Genomic DNA, 16,535 nt, shown 5'->3' with positions numbered 1-16,535 from the left:
CGGTTGAGGCTGCGGTTGCTTTCGAGGAGTTGACCTCCGTTGAGGTCAACGACAAGGGCGAGGACACTCCGGATACTGATCCGGAGAACCCGAACCACATCGCTGAGCACAAGGACATCAACGACAAGAACCAGACGGTTACCTCTGACTCCGACAAGCCTTCCGATACCCCGGATAAGGGCGACGGCAAGGACAATGATGGAGACAAGGGCAGCTCGAAGAAGGACCTGCCGTGGTGGCTGCTGCTCATCCCGGGTCTGGGCCTGATCAAGATCATCACCGACGGTGGCCACAACGGTGGCAACGGCGGACATGATGGTGGCAACGGTGGCCACGATGGTGGCAACAACCACGGTGAGTCCCACGACAACACCGGCCGCGATGACCGCGAGGTTACCGTCCTGGACGCAACCCCGCCGGAGGATGCTGCTAACCAGCCGCAGGACTTCGGTCAGCCGGTGCCGTCCAACACGCACCGCGTGGAGATCAAGCACGTACCTTCCGGTGCAACCCAGCTTGACCCAGGCATGCAGGACTTCATCAAGTAGTCCGCACTGCAACACCATCCCGGCCCTCACCGGCCGGGCGTGGTAGGGGCAGACAATGATTAGGACAATCCCCTCCAGGGTGAAAACGCTGGAGGGGATTCGTCATATGATCCTTAGACTATTGTTTACTTCGAAACCCCATAGCGAAGACTTTTAGAAGCTAGACGCCCATAATTAGAAGACAGGAACAAGGAGCAGAGATTATGGCTGACGAAAGCCAACAGAACGATTTTCCGGAATACCCCGCCGATTCCACGGGTGAGACTGCCGGGGAGGCCGCCGGGGCGAAGCACCGTGCCGGTGAGGAGCAGTCAGCGGGCGAATCGAAGAAGGGCAATAAGAAGCTCCTCATTGGTCTGGTGGCGCTCATCGCGGTCATCTTGGTCATCGTGCAGCTGGTGATCTATGCAGGCCGCAATGGCGATGATTCCGCGGAAGACAATGCGGGGGATTCGGCGGAGACGTCGCAAAGCGCTGAGTCTGCCGCCCCGACGACGAACAATGATCCTTTCGTGGATGACTCCGGTGAGCAGGATCAGGAGATTGATGCGGCACCGGGTGAGTTCCGTGGCTTCGGTGCTATGTCCTTGGGCATCAACGATGAGTTCGCCGCCGTGGACCCGATTCAGGTTACGGATACCGGCATGCTGATTCCGCCGCGCGATGTGCAGCGCCTGGGTTGGTACTCCGCCTCCGCAGTACCGGGCGAGGCTGGCCCGGTTGGCTCCAGCGTTATCACCGGCCACATCAACTACCAGGGTCAGGGCACGGGCTTTGCAGAGAAGTTCACCACCCTGGAGCAGGGCCAGGAATTCACCGTCTTCATCGACGGCGAGGAGCGCCAGTTCCGCGTGACGGAGGCGCCGTACCGTCTGCCGAAGGGCTCAGGTTTCCCGGACGTGGTCAATGACGCCCAGGGAGAGAACCGCCTGGTCCTCATCACCTGCGGCGGCAAGTTCGTCGGCGGCGAGCTGGGCTACGAGGACAACATCATCACCGTGGCAGAGCCGGTGGCGCCAGTGGAAGGCGGCGCTGAGGCACCGGTCGATGGTGCTGTTGACGCGCCCGCTGAGGGCGCTGTTGAGGCGCCGGCGGCTTAGGTTGGTTGGTGAATCGCCTAAGCGGGGTGATGGCTTAGGCGGAGGCCTCCTCCAGGCGCGCGATGTGCAGCGTCAGGTAGGAGACCTCATCGGGGGTTAGAGCGCTGTCGAGGCGCAGCTCAATGAGGTTAGCTACCATTTGGGCGGTCTCGACGGCATCGGGGTAGCGCGCGGAGATGGCGGTGGCTACTTGGCGGTCGTCCGAGTCCAGCTGCTGGTGCTCCGCCATGCGCACGAAGAGGTAGCGCAGGTGCGTGATGAAGCGGGCGACGGAGATGTCCTCGCTAATGAGCTCCGTATCGATGTGCGAGCCGATAACGGCCAGGATCTGCTGGATCAGACCCGTCATGCGGTAGGTGCCGGAGAGATCCCCCACTGCGAAGCCGGCGTTGACCAAGTGCAGTGTGATGGCCACGGCTTCGTCGGGAGCCAGGGGCTTATGGAGCCCGCCGTTGATGGCCGTGAGTAGCTGCTGCGCGAGGGCGAAGTCCTCGGCGTAGAGGTGGCGCACCTCGGCTTCGAGGGGATAAGACACGGCGTTGCCGCGGTTGACGGCACCATGGATGTGGTCCGCAATCGCGACGACCAAAGTGAGTTTGCTGCGCAGCGCCTCAGACATGTCGACGGAGTGCATGGCGTCGATGACCAGCTGAACGTATTCGCCGGGGATGCCGGCGATCATGGCGGCCAGGTGGTCCGGGTCGCGGCCAGAATCCGGGACGAAGACCTTGACCACTTTCGCCGGGTCAACCTCAGTGCCGGGGTGAGCCTGGAAGCCGATTCCGCGGCCGGTGACGATGACGTCCTCCGCGCCGCGGCGTGCGAGCACGACGTTGTTATTGAACACTCGCAACAGTTGCACAAGGCACCTTTCTGGTTGGGGTTAACCGGTTAAGGCTAGCCGGTTGGGGCTAAAACGACTAAAGCCGGCCACGATGGTGGTTCCATCGAGCCAGCTTAGTCAGGGTTCGTTAGAGGCGTGCTAAAGGTTCCCTAGTGGGTCCTTTAGCGGGTCGTGGTGATGACCGTATCGCCAGCGGCGGCGTGGTTCAGACCAGCCGGGGTGACGGCGGACAGCGCCTTGGTGTTGGTGACGGCCAAGACGATGGTGGTGTCGTAGCCGGCTTCGGTGACCTTGGCAAAGTCAACGGTGGCAAGCAGCTCGCCCTGCTTGACCGTGTCGCCCTTCTTGACGGCTGGGGCGAAACCTTCGCCCTTCATCTTCACGGTGTTGATGCCGATGTGGACGAGGACCTCCACGCCGTCTTCAGTCTTGATGCCGTAGGCGTGGCCGGACTTCATGGCACTCATCACGGTGCCGCTGACGGGGGCGTAGACCTCGTTGTTCTCGGGGACGATGCCCACACCGTCGCCCAGGGTGCCGGCGGAGAAGACCGGGTCATTGATCTCAGCCATGGGGACAACCTTGCCGGCAGCCGGGGAGGCGATGTCGGTGGTGGTGCCAGCGGCAGGCTCAGCGGCCTTGGCCGGGGCGTCAGCCTTGGTGGAGGTTGCGGTGGCGGCACCGGCGCCAGCGCCGGCAGCGGCGGTTGCTGCGGGGGCGTCGGCAAGCGCGGCGTTGTCGGCGGCGTTGGCGTTGTCGAGCTCGGCCTTCTCGGCGGCCTCGCGGGCGGCCTTAGCCTCAGCGCGCTCCTCCGGGGTGCGGTAGTCGGTGAAGAGGATGAGGAAGAAGGCCACGAAGAAGGCCACTGCAATGGCGATGGCGTACTTGGCCATCGGGGTGAAGACCGGGATGGTCAGCAGGGAGGTGAAGACGAAGGCGTCGGTAGTAATGCCGTTCGTGCCCAGGGTCAACAGGGCCACGGTCAGGCCACCAGCGAAGCAGCCCACCAGCATGCGCGGGTAAATCCTCTTGTAGCGCAGGTGGATACCGTAGAGGGAAGGCTCAGACACGCCGCCGAGCAGGCCAGCCAGGAGGGCGGATCCGGAGGTCTGGCGCATCACGGTGTCGTGGTCACGGATGGACAGTGCCAGCACGCCAGCGGTGGCGCCGAAGCAGGCGAAGTTCCATGCGCCCATCGGGCCCTGGATGAAGTCATAGCCCAAGGTCTGGATGTTGACCAGCATGAGGGCGTTGAGCGGCCAGTGCAGGCCCAGCGGGACGAGGAACGGGTAGAGCATCGGGATGGCCAGGGCGAAGACGAACGGGGCGTTGTCATTCATCCAGGACAGGCCAGCGCCAATGCCGTTACCGGCCCACACGCCGAACGGGCCAATGATGAAGGCGGTCAGCGGGATGAGGAAGAGCAGGGTCAGGAAGGGAACGAAGACCATGTGCACCGCGGACGGGATGATCTTCTGGAAGCCCTTGTAGAAGAGCGCGGCGACGGCCGCCATGATGAGCGGGACGAAGACGTTTCCGCCGTAGTCCTGCAGCTGCATGGTCATGCCGAAGATCTCAATGGAGCACTGCTCAGCGCCGAGGGTGTCGTTGGTGACGCACTGGACGGCGGGGTTTTCCGAGAGGTTCAGGAACTCCGGGGTGAAGAGCGCCGCCATGATGGTGGCTGGGACCCACGGGTCGATGCGCAGCTTCTTACCAGCGTTGTAGGCCACCATCACCGGCAGGAAGTAGAACACGGAGCGCCACATGGCGTCCACGAAGAACCAGGAGGCCGGCTTGTCCGGGGAACGGAAGTCCACGACGCCGAAAGCGTCCAGGACGGAGGCGAAGGCGATGATGAGGGAAGCGCCCAGCAGCACGCCCAGAATCGGGCGGAAGGAATCCGAGAGGTACTCGAAGAAGGCGTCCATCCACGGCAGCTTGCCCTTGGACTTGGCGCGGGCGGCGGCCTTGACATCGTCATTAGATTGGCCGCCGGACTGGTTGCGGTTCTTCATCTGCGGGAGGGCCTTGATCTCGTCATAGACCGTGGCCACGTCACCGCCGATGACAACCTGGTAGTTGCGGCCGCCCTGGGGCACGGCACCCATAACCTTGGGGATGGCCTCGAGTGCTTCCTTGTCTGCCTTGGAGGCATCAGCCAGCTCAAAGCGCAGGCGGGTGGCGCAGTGCGTGAGAGAGGTGATGTTCTCCGCCCCGCCGATGCCATCCAGGATGGCCTCGGCTGCCGAGCGAATGTCAGTCGACATGAGAATCCTTTCGCGAGTTAAGGGCCTGTGAAAACCACAAAAGACCTAGGCCACAATGGTTCATAGCGAACCATCCCCACGCGGCTAAGAGTGGGGAGCCTAGGTCTTGCCCGAAGTAACAATCCTGGTTAGGAGCCTACTCCGGGGTGCTCACGGGAGACAAGTTACTGTGGGATAGCACACTGTGGCCCCGGCTTAGGTGTCGGTGGCCTGGGAAGTTGATGAGGAAAAGCGTCAAGCGGGCGGCGAGCAGGGATGTGTTCCCGTACTGTGAAAGTGTCGTAGTGTCACTGTGTGTCCCAAATTGTGACCCCGGGTACACACCTTCTATGCAGAGAAAGGTTGGTCATGACCGCCAAGTCCTCACGCAATTCTGCCTTTATCAGCGTCATCGGGCGCGGCTTCGACGGCTTGGACGTTGCTGCTGTGGCTCAGGAACTAGGAGCCACCTTCGCCCAGGTCGATGACTTGGGAACCACGCTCAGCGAGGTTTTGGACAACGCCCCCGCGGGCAACCTGGTCCTTCAGGGCACAGGTGTTATGGACTTTGACGCCAAGGCCGCGGCCGCTCTGGGCCTGCCCTTCGTGCTGGTTTCCGATGCGCCTGACCGCGCCGCGGAGCTGGCGCTGGAGCACGCGCGCTCGGTAGGCGCCACCGTGGTGGGCGCGGTGGGAGACGTCTCCTCCGTTCCCAGTGCGATTTCTTCCCTGGAGGACATCGAGCCCTATATGTGCGCCGAGCTCTTCCAGAAGCAGCTTCTGGATCAGGCCCGCGAAATCGGGGCGCACATCGTGCTGCCGGAGGGCGAGGATGACCGCATCCTTCAGGCCGCGGGGGAGCTCATCAAGGGCAAGGTGGCGAAGCTGACGATTCTGGGTGACGGGGGCGTCGAAAAGCGCGCCCAGGAACTCGGGATCGACCTGAGCGGTGTGGAGATCATCAACCACCTCGAATCCCCGTTGGCGGAGGAATTCGCTGCGGACTTTGCGGAGCTGCGTAAGAAGAAGGGCGTGACGCTGGAGCAGGCGCGCGAGACCATGAAGGACGTGTCCTACTTCGCCACGATGATGGTGCACAAGGGCTTGGCCGATGGCATGGTCTCCGGTGCGGCGCACACCACGGCGCACACCATTAAGCCTTCCTTCCAGATCATCAAGACCAAGCCGGAGGCTTCCGTGGTTTCCTCCATCTTCCTCATGGTGATGCCGGGCCGCCTGTGGGCGTTCGGTGATTGCGCGGTGAACCCGAACCCGACCCCGGAGCAGCTCGGCGAGATCGCCATCGTCTCCGCGCAGACCGCAGCACAGTTCGGCCTGGACCCGCGCGTGGCGCTGCTGTCCTACTCCACGGGTACCTCGGGCGCTGGCCCGGACGTGGAGAAGGTGACGCAGGCCGTCGAGGTAGCTCGCGGCATCGATTCCCCCGTGGCGGTGGACGGCCCGCTGCAGTTCGACGCTGCCTGTGACCCCGGCGTGGCCGCCAAGAAGGCACCGGAATCCGACGTTGCGGGTAAGGCCACGGTCTTCGTCTTCCCGGACCTGGAGGCCGGCAACATTGGTTATAAGACGGCGCAGCGCACCGGTGGCGCGCTGGCGGTGGGCCCGATTCTGCAGGGCCTGAACAAGCCGGTCAATGACCTCTCGCGTGGCGCGACCGTTCCGGACATCATCAACACGGTGGCTATCACCGCTATCCAGGCAGGGGTGAAGTAGATGGCGTACGTACTCGTTCTCAACTCGGGTTCCTCCTCGGTTAAGTTCCAGCTGGTGGACCCGGAAAGCTCGGCCACGGATACCCCGCTGGTCTCCGGCTTGGTGGAGCAGGTCGGTGAGCCGCAGGGGGCGGTGACCGTCAAGACGGGCGGGGAGGAATACAAGGAAGAGCTGGAGATTCCCACCCACTCCTTCGGCCTCGACCGCGCCTTCAGCATCATGCACGAGCACGGCGTGGGCCCGACGGATGTGGAGGTCATCGCCGTGGGTCACCGCGTTGTGCACGGCGGGCGCTTGTTCAGCGAGCCGCAGCTCATCGTGGATCAGATCGAGTCCATGATTGAGGACCTCATCCCGCTCGCGCCGCTGCACAACCCGGCGAACCTGGACGGCATCCGCGTGGCGCGCAAGCTGCTGCCGGATATCCCGCACGTGGCGGTCTTCGATACGGCCTTCTTCAACCACATGCCGCCGGCGGCCGCGCTCTATGCCATCAATAACGATGTGGCCTCGCAGTACGATATCCGCCGCTACGGCTTCCACGGAACCTCCCACGAGTTCGTCTCGCAGCAGGTGCCGAAGCTCTTGGACCGTGACCCGGGGCACGTCCACCAGATCACGCTGCACCTGGGCAACGGTGCCTCGGCGGCGGCGATTCGCAACGGCCGCCCGATCGATACCTCGATGGGCCTGACCCCGCTGGCGGGTCTGGCCATGGGCACGCGCTCGGGCGATATTGACCCGGGTATTATCTTCCACCTCTCCCGTGAGGCAGGGATGTCGATCGATGAGATCGATAACCTTCTGAACAAGCGCTCCGGTGTGAAGGGCATTGCGGGTGTCAACGATTTCCGCGTGCTGCGCGAGCGCATCAACAACGAGGACCAGGACGCCTGGCTGGCCTATAACATCTACATCCACCAGCTGCGCCGCTTCATCGGTGCATACATGATTGCGCTGGGCCGCGTGGACGCGATTACGTTTACCGCCGGCGTGGGCGAGAACGATACCGAGGTCCGCCAGGATTCGCTGTACAACCTGGACATGTACGGCATTGACTTCGACAAGGAAGCCAACCTCGTGCGCTCGAAGGAGCCGCGCATGATTTCGACCGCGGAATCCCAGGTCAAGGTCTTCGTGGTGCCGACCAACGAGGAACTGGCCATCGCGCAGAAGTCCGCGGGCATCGCGGCCATGGCCCGGGAGGCGGGCCTGTACTAGTTCTACGTGCCGGCGAAAGCCGGCACCTAGAACATCGTGACCGGGCGGACCTTATTGGCCAAGTCCACCAGCGCGTAGCGGTGGCGGGCGAACGGTGCCTGGCGGGCTAGTGCCCGCAGGGTATCCGCCAGGCCATAGCGCAGGCCGCGCTGGGTAAAGGGGAACTCGAAGAGATCGTTGGGGGAGGCAGCGGCGTCGAGGTCTGCCTCGCGCAGGAAGGTCAGCCCGGCGGAGATGACCGCAATCTTGATCTGCAAGAAGCGCGGCTCGTTCTGCGGAATCTCCTCCAAGCGGCGGGCGGCACGGCGGATGCGGGACTCGGAGAGATCGTGCACGATGAGCTGCAGGACCGTGGTCAAGCGGGCCATGCGGTGATGGCGCGACGCATTGGGCACCTTATCCAAGGTGGCCACGGCGAGCTCAACCTGGTGCTCGGCGCGCAGCTGGCGGGCCAGGCCGAAGGCGGAGGAGACCGTCGTCGGGTTCGTGGCCCACACGATGCCGTAGAGGCGCAGAGAGTTGAAGCGCAGGTGGGCCGGATCATCGGTGACGTGATCCCAGATGCCGGGCTGATCCTCGAAAGCATCGTTGGGCAGATCCGCCAGCGACGTAGTGAGGTTGGCGCAGGCGCGGGCGACGGAGGCGTCGATAAGCGCGGCTTCCGAAAAACCCAGCTGCTGCAGGATGAGCTCGTTGACCGCGCCGATGGCCAGCTTCGGGGCGGCCTCACCGGGCAGCACGTCGAGGACGTGGGCGAAATGGGCCTGAGCCTCGCGGTACTTATCCAGCAGCAGCTCGGTCACGCCCGAGTACCAGTGGAAGCGCCAGTCCTTGCCCAAGCGCTCCTCGATGGAGGTCAGCCACTCGCGGGCCTGGCCGATGTATCCCAGATCAATCATGGCGCGCACCACGCCGAGGGGAATCTCCGCGGACTCCTCGTACTCCGGGGTCTGCATGGCTTGGCGCAGGGTCTCCAGCGCTTCCTGCGGTTCGGTGTAGGAGGAACCCTGCAGCAGCGGTGCTCCGATATCGGAGCGGACGATGAGCGGGATGGGCAGCGCGGAGACAACCTCGGGGGCGGTGATGCGCACGGTGCGGTCGATGCCATCGATGAGCTGGTCGGTGCGGAAGACCAGGTGCTTCGTGCCGAAGGTCGTACGCTGCGGGGAGAAGACAGAGTGCTGGGCTGGGTGCTGGATGCCGTCGCGCAGCGCGATGACCTCACGCAGTACTCCGAAGAGCTGGTTGCGTAGCTCGGACACGGACGCGAAGCGCTGCTCCGGGTCCGGATCGGTAGCGCGCAACAACAGGCGGTAGAAGGAGAGGTAGCGGCGCAGCAGCGGCTCCTCGGTGGGGGAGGGCAGGCCGGGTTTGTAGACGCCATCCTCCACCGGCAGCTTCAACGTCAAACAGGCCAGTGTGCGGCCGATCGAGTAAATATCGCTGGCCACCGAGGGGCCCTGAGTGGCGATCTCCGGGGCCTGGAAACCCTGTGTGCCGTAGATGTGGCCGAAGGCGCCGATGCCGGAGACAGCCCCCAGATCGATGAGCTTGACCTGGTCCTCGGTGACGATGATGTTGGAGGGTTTCAAATCGTTGTAGACCACGCCGCGGGCGTGCAGGTAGTCCAGGGCGGGCAGGATTTCCAGGATGTAGGCAATCGCGGTGTCGACCGGGAAGCGGTCATTGACCTGGTCGTTGCGGCGCTGCTTGAGCGAGGGGCCGCCCACATATTCCATGACGATGAAGCCGCCGGGGACGCGGGGGTCATCGATGAAGTTGAAAATCTTCACGATATTCGGGTGCGTGATGTCCGCGAGGAACTCGCGCTCCGCCTCCGCGGTGGCGGTTTCCTCCGCGGAATTGGTGGATTGCATGCCCTTGAGCACCACGATGCGCCCGGAGACGAAGTGGTCATTGGCCAGGTAGATCCACCCCAACCCGCCATGCGCGAGCACGCCGAGGATTTCATACTGCCCGGCCACCATGTCGCCCGGCTTGAGCTGCGGCGGGGCGGCGCGGGGCGCATCCTGCGGATCGATGAGCGCCTCGCTGGGATCTACCGGGACCACGAAGGGCAAGGTGGCCATGCCATCGGCCACCTCGCGGTCGGTGCGCTTGGTGGCGCGGCGCTGGCGGAAGGTATCGAGCGCGCGGCGTCGCGAGGCCCGCGAGGGGTCCTCTGCTTTGCGGCGGTCTCGTAGCTGCCCCAGCTCCTCGATGAGTGCCGCGATGTTATCCGAATCGACGTATTCGCCGTCGTCGGGTTTGCCCGTCGCGGTGCCGTGCGTGCCGGGCTGACCGGAAGGGGATAGGACGGCGCCGGTGGCAGTGGGGTCATCTTCCTCGTAGTCATCGGCGAAAGGATCGAAAGGTACGGCCGCGGTGCGGTCGGAGGCATCCGTGTTGTCGGCGCCGGAAGCCGTTGTTCCCGGATCACCTGGTTCCGCAGGCGAGGTGGTGAGGTGGTGGTCCTCCGAAAAATCGTCCTCCTCATCGGCGAAGGGATCGAAGCGCACGGCCTGGGTGGCGTCGGCAGCAGCTTCGGGCTCCACGGCTCCGGGATCTGTGGCTTCGGGCTGCGCAGTCTCGTGCTCTTCGGGCGTGAGGTGGTCGAGCTCATCCTCGCTGAAGCGGTGCGACATTAGTGCCCCTCCTTCTTCTCGCCGGGCTGATTGCTGGTTGGGGAACTCGGCTGCGATTCCGTCGCGGGCGGGGTTTCGTCGAGGTACTTTGGCGCCGGGAGCACGGGCTGATCCATGTAATCCCCGAGCCACTCGTTAAAGAGCTGCTGCCAGGTCCCGTCCTTGCGGATGCGCTCCAGCGTGGAGTTGACCTGGCGGATGAGCGGGCGCGAGTCATAAGAGCCATCGGGCTTGCGCACGGCTACGCCGTAGCTTTGGCTTTCGAGGGGATCGCCGACGATCTCCGTGTAGCGATCCTGGGCCAGCATGCCGGAGAGCAGGGCATCATCCACCACGATGCCGTCCGTTTGCCCCAGCTGCAGCGCCATGAGGCAATCGCCCCAGGCGCGGGTCTCCAAGATGTCGGAGGTGGGCGCGTGCTTGCGTATCGCGTCCACCATGGTGGAGCCCTTTGTCGCGCACAAGGTCAACCCGGCGGTATCCGCGATGGAGTGAATGCCGGAGTTCTTCAGCACCAGCAAGCGGGCATCCGTTTGCATATAGGGAATGGAGAAGGCGACTTCGCGCTGGCGTGTGGGGCTGATCGTCATGGTGCGGATGACGATGTCCACCGTGCGGTCGTTGAGGGCACGCGCGCGCTCGGAAGCTTCCACGAAGCGGAAGTCCACCTTGTTGGGATCCCCAAAGATATCGCGTGCAATTTCGCGGGCGATGTCGACCTCGAAGCCGCGGACCTCGCCGGTGGCGGTATCGCGGTAGCTGAGCAGGTTATTGGAGCGGTCCACGCCCACGATGAGCCGGCCGCGCTCCAGGATCTCGGGCACGCGCTCCTTCGGCGTCTTATCGTCCGGGCGGTAGGAGCCGTAGGCTTCGGCATCGCTTTGCTTGGACACCTCACCGCTGCCTGCGGGCTCGATGATGGCGTCCTCCGGCAGCGGCGGGCCCGGCGTGGAATCGAGGTTCGCGGTAGACGGCAGGATGGGATCCGGCGCGCTGGGCGGCTCCGGCTCGCAAGCGCTGAGTGCCACGGCGCTGCTGAGCACGAGCAGGGACACGGTCCAGGCTGGGCGTTTCGTGGTAGGGCGGCGCATCACAGGTACTCCTGCAGACGGGGGCGGATTCCCAACCACACGGCGATAATCGCGCCGAAGGTAGCCAGGAGCACGCCAGTGGACACCATTGTCATGGCGTTGAGCCCCTGGACCAGGTAGGTGCGCATGGCGTCGCGGGCCTGGTCAATGAGCGCGGCCAAGGAATTATCCACGGCGTTGAAAGCACTGGCGGCGGTGGGGTCACCATCCGGATCGATGGCGGTGGCCTGATACAGCGCGGCATCGTAGTCACCCATGGAGAGATCCTCCATGAAGTTCTCGTGCGTGGTCGTCCAATCTTCCACTGCCTGCTTCGCGCGGGGAATGAGGGTGGGATCGGAGGAGGGGAAGTCGTCGTCGTCAAGCGCCTGCTCATAGTCCCGCAGGGCCTGGTTGACGGAGTACACCGTGGAATTAAAGTGCACGGACATGTCCTGCTGGGAGGAGCGCAGGACCAGGGCGAGGGTCTCCGAGGTGCGCATCTGCTGGGCCTCGATGCGGGAGGCGGTCAGCGAGTCCCAGGGGCGCGATACCGTCTCGAAACCCTGGTGGCCCGAGGCCCACGTGGCGAAGTTGGAGGCGGAGGCCCACACCAGCGCCAGGAACAACAGGCCCGTGGCCACCACGAAACCGCGGTTGAAGCGCCGGCGGGTCAGCCGCCACAGCCACCACTGCGCCAGGCCGAGGAAGATGAGAGCGGCGACCAGACCAGATAGTGGCACCCACTGCGGGCGGGTCAGGCGCTGCTGCTGTTGGCTCACCTTTTCCGACGTCAAGGTGAACAGCTCCGCGGCGGCGGGGAGGATCTGGGTCCGCATGAGCGCCGAGGCATTGGACATATAGGAGTTCGCCACGGCGTGGCCCGCGCGGTGATTGACGCGGGCCTTTTCCACGAGCGCGGTATACACCGGCAGCTTGCGTTGGATAAACGTGACGAGCTCGCGCACGCGCTCATCCTCCGCGGAGGTGCCCACGATGGCCTGCGTGGCGGCGACGGAGGCGGCATCGATGGCCTCGTTATAGCGGTTGCGGTTCACCTCCGGCTCCACACCCGCCTGCACGAAGCCGGTGGTGGCCACGGTATCCGCCAGGGATAGGTTGGTGTAGAGGTGGTGCGCCGCATTCGACATCGGCTCGGTGGAGGTCAGCAAGGTATCCAGGTCATCGTGCCGGGCGGCTGAGGAAGAGGACATAGAAAAGCCGGCTGCCGCGAGCGCGACGGTGAGGATGACGGTGACCGTAAAAAGCTTGCCGGGCGTGGTGGCCGCGAAGCCATAGAGGCGCCGGATGACGCGCGCGGGGCCGGCGAAGGAGCTCATGGCCAGCTGCGTCGGGCGGCTAAACGCGGGTCTGGCGGGCTCGGTGACTTCATCGAGCCAGTGATCGCCCCATGATTCGGGGGAGTGCTCGCGCAGTTCGGTGGCCGGGCCGGTCATTCCCTTAGGATAGCGCCCTCGACCGCGTCGCGCGATGATTTGGGGCAGGGTGGCGCGGGCTGCTTCTGACGTATCGTGGAAGGCATGTGTACACGCGTAAACCCAGAACTCTCCGGTGATGGCTGGTCTAAGGGGCCGGGCGGGGTGCCGGTATGGGGCAAGTTTGGAGCTGCTGGCCTTTTCTTGGTGGCGGGGGATGAGGTGTTGCTCCAGCACCGCGCCACGTGGACGAATAATGGCGGGACCTGGGGAATCCCGGGCGGGGCGCGGGATAAGCCGGAGTCCCCGGAGCAGGCAGCGCTGAGGGAGACGGCGGAGGAAACCGGAATCTCGGCCTCAGACGTCGAGGTGCTGGATGCGCTGGTCACCTCCGGGCCCTTCGAGGAAGGCTGGACCTATACCACGGTGTTGGCGCGGACTGTCTCGGGCCAGCGGCTGGAGACGACCGCCAATGCGGAATCCGCCGAGCTGCGCTGGGTGCCGTTTAACCAGGTAGAAGAGCTAGATCTCTTGGCTCCCTTCCGGGAAGCGCTGCCGCGGCTGCTGGAGCGCTGGGAGGAAATCAGCAGCTGATACAGGCGCGCGGCGGGAACCTGTGGCACGCTGTAGGGCATGATTGAAGTAGCCGGACTGACCAAACAGTACAAGTCTGTCCGCGCCGTCGATGACCTCACCTTCCAGGTGAAGCCGGGACAAGTGACCGGCTTTCTGGGGCCTAACGGCGCTGGAAAATCAACGACGATGCGCATGATCCTGGGTTTGGACAAGCCCACCGCTGGCACTGCTCTGGTGCACGGCAAGCCCTACCGCGAGCTGAAGAACCCGCTGCGTGAGGTGGGCGCGCTTCTCGACGCCAAAGCGGTCCACGCCAACCGCACCGCCGCCAACCACCTGACGTGGATGGCGCAGGCTAATGGCATTCCTACTTCCCGCGTCGACGAGGTGCTGGGTCTTGTGGGCCTGGCCGATGTTGCCGGCAAGAAGGCCGGCGGCTTCTCCCTCGGTATGGGCCAGCGCCTCGGCTTGGCGGCCGCCCTGTTGGGGGATCCGGGCGTGCTGATCCTGGATGAGCCGGTCAACGGCCTAGACCCGGAAGGTATTCGCTGGGTGCGCTCGCTCGTGCGCGCGCTGGCCGCGGAGGGCCGCACGGTGCTCATCTCCTCCCACCTGCTGGCGGAGATGGCACAGACGGCGGACCACCTCGTGGTGATTGGCCGCGGCAGGCTCTTGGCTAATCAACGCACCTATGACTTTGTCAAGGAAAACTCCAGTGCCTCGGTTATCGTGCGCTCGGAGCACTTGCGCGAGTTCGGCTCGGCGCTGAAGGAGGCCGGCATCACGTATAGCGAGTCGGTCGATGAGGAGCAGCGCCGCACCTTGGTTATTCCGAACCAAACCACGGATTACGTGGGTCAGCTGGCCTACTCCACGGGTGTGCCGCTGACGGAATTGACGCTCCACCGCGCCTCGCTGGAAGAGGCCTACGTGACTATGACGGAACGCGCGGTGCAGTACCAGGCGGCGGCACCGAAGGAAGGGGTACAGCGCTAATGTTTTTCAACACTGTGCATGCGGAGTGGACGAAGCTGCGCACGACGAAGTCCTTCTGGTGGACCACGGCCCTCATCATTCTCATCGTGACGGGCTGGACACTGCTGAACTCGCTGAACGCGGGCGAGGCGGTGCTGGGCATTAGCCCGCTGCAGGAGCGGGCCTTGGCCTCCATCCTCTTGCTCATGGGCATGCCGATCATAATGATCCAGGGCGCGATGGTGGTGACCACGGAATACCGCTATAAGACGCAATCCTTGACCTTCATGACCAACCCGAAGCGCTGGACAGTGGCCTGCGCCAAGCTGCTGCTCTACGGCGTCATCGCGGCCATTATTGCTTTCTTGAGCCTGGTGTACATCTTCGCGTTGGCGGATATGACGACGAATGAATCGGCGGCGGAGGCTTTCCAGCCCTTTGCCAGCGAGGACGGCAAATACATGCTGTGGTCCTTCCCGCTCGCGGCCTTCGGCGTGGTTGCCTTCGTGCAGGGCCTGGGCATGCTGTTGCGGCAGACCGCCGGCACGGTGGCGATTTCCCTCATCTTGTACTTGGGCTTGGAAAACATCGTGCGTGTGCTGCCGACGGTGGGCGATAAGGCCATTCACTTCATGCCCTTTACCGCCTTCCAAAACTGGGCGGTGAACTATGTCGATGAGAACGCGCCGTGGTCATCGGTAGGATTTGAGGCCCTCGTCTTCTTCGGTTGGGCCGCGGTGCTGTGGATTTTCGGCGTCATCGTGCTGGAGCAGCGCGACGCGTGATTCCTTTTCCACTCCTGGCTACCTTGGCGCTGTTGTCCGCAACAGCGCCTTTTGCCACTGATATGTACTTGCCGGTGATGCCGGAGATCCTCTCCGATCTGGGCACCACCCGGGCGATGGTCCAGCTGACCATTTCGGGCTTCTTCATCGGCATGGGCGTGGGACAGCTGGTGATGGGCCCGCTTTCCGACGCCATCGGGCGCAAACGCCTCCTCATCGCCGGTGCCTCCCTCGCTCTGGTGGCCTCCGTGCTGGCGGCGCTGGCTCCGACCGCCACCGTGCTCGTGGCCGCCCGCGTGCTGCAGGGCCTCGGCGGCGGCGCGTGCGTGGTGCTCGCCCGCGCGGTGGTACCTGACCTCGTGCACGGCGCGGCTGCCGCGAAGGCTTATTCGCTGCTCATGGCGCTGCAGGGCATCGCGCCGGCGGTGGCCCCGGTGCTCGGCGGTGTCCTGGCGGAGCCGCTGGGCTGGCGCGGCATCTTTTGGGTGCTCGCCGGGCTGCATGCGGTGCAGTTGGTGCTGGCGATTGCCATCGTCCCGGAAACCGCGGGTGGGCGCTCCCGCGCCGGGCTGTTCCGCACGGTGGCGGGCAACTACTGGGCGGTCCTGACCAATGCCCGGGTGTGGGGCTACCTGGTGACCATGGCCTTCGGTTTCTGCTCGATGTTCTGCTACATCGCGGCCTCGGCCTTCGTGGTGCAAGACCAGTGGGGCTTTTCGCCGCTGGGCTATTCGCTGGTTTTCGGCATCAACTCCGTGGGCCTCTTTATGGCCACGCTGGTGAATTCGCGAGCCATGGATTCGGTCTCCCCGGCGGTCATGCTGCGCATTGGTGTTTGTGGCGTTCTTGCGTGTGGGGTGCTCTTGTTGCTGTCGGTGCTGCTCGGCGCCCCGGTGTGGGTGTGCCTCCTCGTGCTCTTTGCGTGTGTGGCGCCGACCGGCTTCATCATGGGCAACGCCACCGCGCTGGCCACTGGTCTGATGCGCCCGCGCGCGGGCAGCGTGTCCGCCATCATGGGCTTTGGGCAGTCCCTGCTGGCCAGCGCCATCAGCCCGCTCATGGGTTGGGGCTCAAATGCGGCCCTGACCATGGCCACCGGAATGGTGTGCTGCAGCTTCATCTCGCTGTTCGGCCTTGCAGTGTCCACGCGGCTGGCCCGCGGCGCCGCCTAGCGTACGCCATTGAGCATAAGGCATCTCCCAGATGGCGCCTTGTCATTCTCAGAGATGGTTCTAGTCATATGGTTCGTTTGCCCCCAAACGAACCATCTACCGCCTCGCAGAAGGTTCAGAGGAACCGTTTGACTGGAACCGTTTGACTGGAGACTTCTGGCTGGAACCATCTGCAGGTCC

General features: G+C 64.2%; 12 protein-coding genes and 1 pseudogene. 8 read left to right on the top strand and 5 right to left on the bottom strand.

All coding sequences use genetic code 11. From position 1 onward, the window contains the following. Positions 1-548 (top strand): annotated as a pseudogene (locus tag HMPREF2912_RS12955) (adhesin); the annotation flags it as partial. A 203-nt stretch (positions 549-751) separates the two neighbouring features. After that, positions 752-1,648: a class F sortase gene (locus tag HMPREF2912_RS01965; RefSeq protein WP_070683121.1), complete on the top strand. Its 897-nt coding sequence runs from the start codon at positions 752-754 to the stop codon at positions 1,646-1,648. A gap of 34 nt (positions 1,649-1,682) precedes the next feature. On the opposite strand, the gene HMPREF2912_RS01960 is transcribed toward HMPREF2912_RS01965, so the two are convergent. Together HMPREF2912_RS01960 and HMPREF2912_RS01955 are read right to left on the bottom strand one after the other, a co-directional pair. Continuing rightward, a complete protein-coding gene (locus tag HMPREF2912_RS01960) occupies positions 1,683-2,510 on the bottom strand; it encodes a PRD domain-containing protein (RefSeq protein WP_070683120.1) in 828 nt (275 codons plus the stop codon). Positions 2,511-2,653: 143 nt separating this feature from the next. Beyond that, positions 2,654-4,762 (bottom strand): glucose PTS transporter subunit IIA, encoded by a 2,109-nt coding sequence (locus HMPREF2912_RS01955; RefSeq protein ID WP_070683119.1) that lies wholly within the window; start codon positions 4,760-4,762, stop codon positions 2,654-2,656. Positions 4,763-5,110: 348 nt separating this feature from the next. On the opposite strand from HMPREF2912_RS01955, the gene pta reads away from it, so the two are divergent. Together pta and HMPREF2912_RS01945 are read left to right on the top strand one after the other, a co-directional pair. Then, positions 5,111-6,475, top strand: a complete 1,365-nt coding sequence (pta, locus tag HMPREF2912_RS01950; protein WP_070683118.1) for a phosphate acetyltransferase — start codon at positions 5,111-5,113, stop codon at positions 6,473-6,475. After that, on the top strand, positions 6,476-7,696 hold the full coding sequence (locus tag HMPREF2912_RS01945) for an acetate kinase (RefSeq protein ID WP_070564202.1): 1,221 nt from the start codon (positions 6,476-6,478) through the stop codon (positions 7,694-7,696). 26 nt (positions 7,697-7,722) lie between these two features. Here the strand turns inward: HMPREF2912_RS01945 and HMPREF2912_RS01940 are convergent, their stop codons facing one another. Genes HMPREF2912_RS01940 through HMPREF2912_RS01930 form a run of 3 tightly spaced genes read right to left on the bottom strand, consistent with a single transcriptional unit; the run spans position 7,723 to position 12,868 of the window. Then, positions 7,723-10,341, bottom strand: a complete 2,619-nt coding sequence (locus tag HMPREF2912_RS01940; protein WP_070683117.1) for a tetratricopeptide repeat protein — start codon at positions 10,339-10,341, stop codon at positions 7,723-7,725. Next, positions 10,341-11,432 carry a glutamate ABC transporter substrate-binding protein gene (locus tag HMPREF2912_RS01935; RefSeq protein ID WP_070683116.1) on the bottom strand — a complete coding sequence of 364 codons (1,092 nt, stop codon included), beginning with the start codon at positions 11,430-11,432 and terminating at the stop codon, positions 10,341-10,343. The genes HMPREF2912_RS01940 and HMPREF2912_RS01935 overlap by 1 nt, the downstream gene beginning before the upstream one ends. Further along, the gene (locus HMPREF2912_RS01930) at positions 11,432-12,868 is read right to left on the bottom strand and encodes a hypothetical protein (protein ID WP_070683115.1); all 1,437 of its coding nucleotides are present in this window, start codon (positions 12,866-12,868) and stop codon (positions 11,432-11,434) included. Before HMPREF2912_RS01930 ends, HMPREF2912_RS01935 begins: the two co-directional genes overlap by 1 nt. 84 nt (positions 12,869-12,952) lie before the next feature. On the opposite strand from HMPREF2912_RS01930, the gene HMPREF2912_RS01925 reads away from it, so the two are divergent. The 4 genes from HMPREF2912_RS01925 to HMPREF2912_RS01910 are packed head-to-tail and all read left to right on the top strand — an operon-like array spanning position 12,953 to position 16,355. After that, positions 12,953-13,441, top strand: a complete 489-nt coding sequence (locus HMPREF2912_RS01925) for an NUDIX domain-containing protein (RefSeq protein WP_070596813.1) — start codon at positions 12,953-12,955, stop codon at positions 13,439-13,441. A gap of 39 nt (positions 13,442-13,480) precedes the next feature. Then, the gene (locus tag HMPREF2912_RS01920; protein ID WP_070622906.1) at positions 13,481-14,419 is read left to right on the top strand and encodes an ABC transporter ATP-binding protein; all 939 of its coding nucleotides are present in this window, start codon (positions 13,481-13,483) and stop codon (positions 14,417-14,419) included. Next, entirely contained in the window at positions 14,419-15,183 is a 765-nt protein-coding gene (locus tag HMPREF2912_RS01915; RefSeq protein ID WP_070564185.1) for an ABC transporter permease, read from the top strand. The genes HMPREF2912_RS01920 and HMPREF2912_RS01915 overlap by 1 nt, the downstream gene beginning before the upstream one ends. Further along, entirely contained in the window at positions 15,180-16,355 is a 1,176-nt protein-coding gene (locus tag HMPREF2912_RS01910) for a multidrug effflux MFS transporter (RefSeq protein ID WP_070683114.1), read from the top strand. Before HMPREF2912_RS01915 ends, HMPREF2912_RS01910 begins: the two co-directional genes overlap by 4 nt. Positions 16,356-16,535 lie beyond the last annotated feature (180 nt).

This window comes from Corynebacterium sp. HMSC056E09 (assembly GCF_001813425.1).
Classification (GTDB): Bacteria; Actinomycetota; Actinomycetes; order Mycobacteriales; family Mycobacteriaceae; genus Corynebacterium; species Corynebacterium hesseae.
This window is presented reverse-complemented; position numbering and strand designations above follow the sequence as displayed.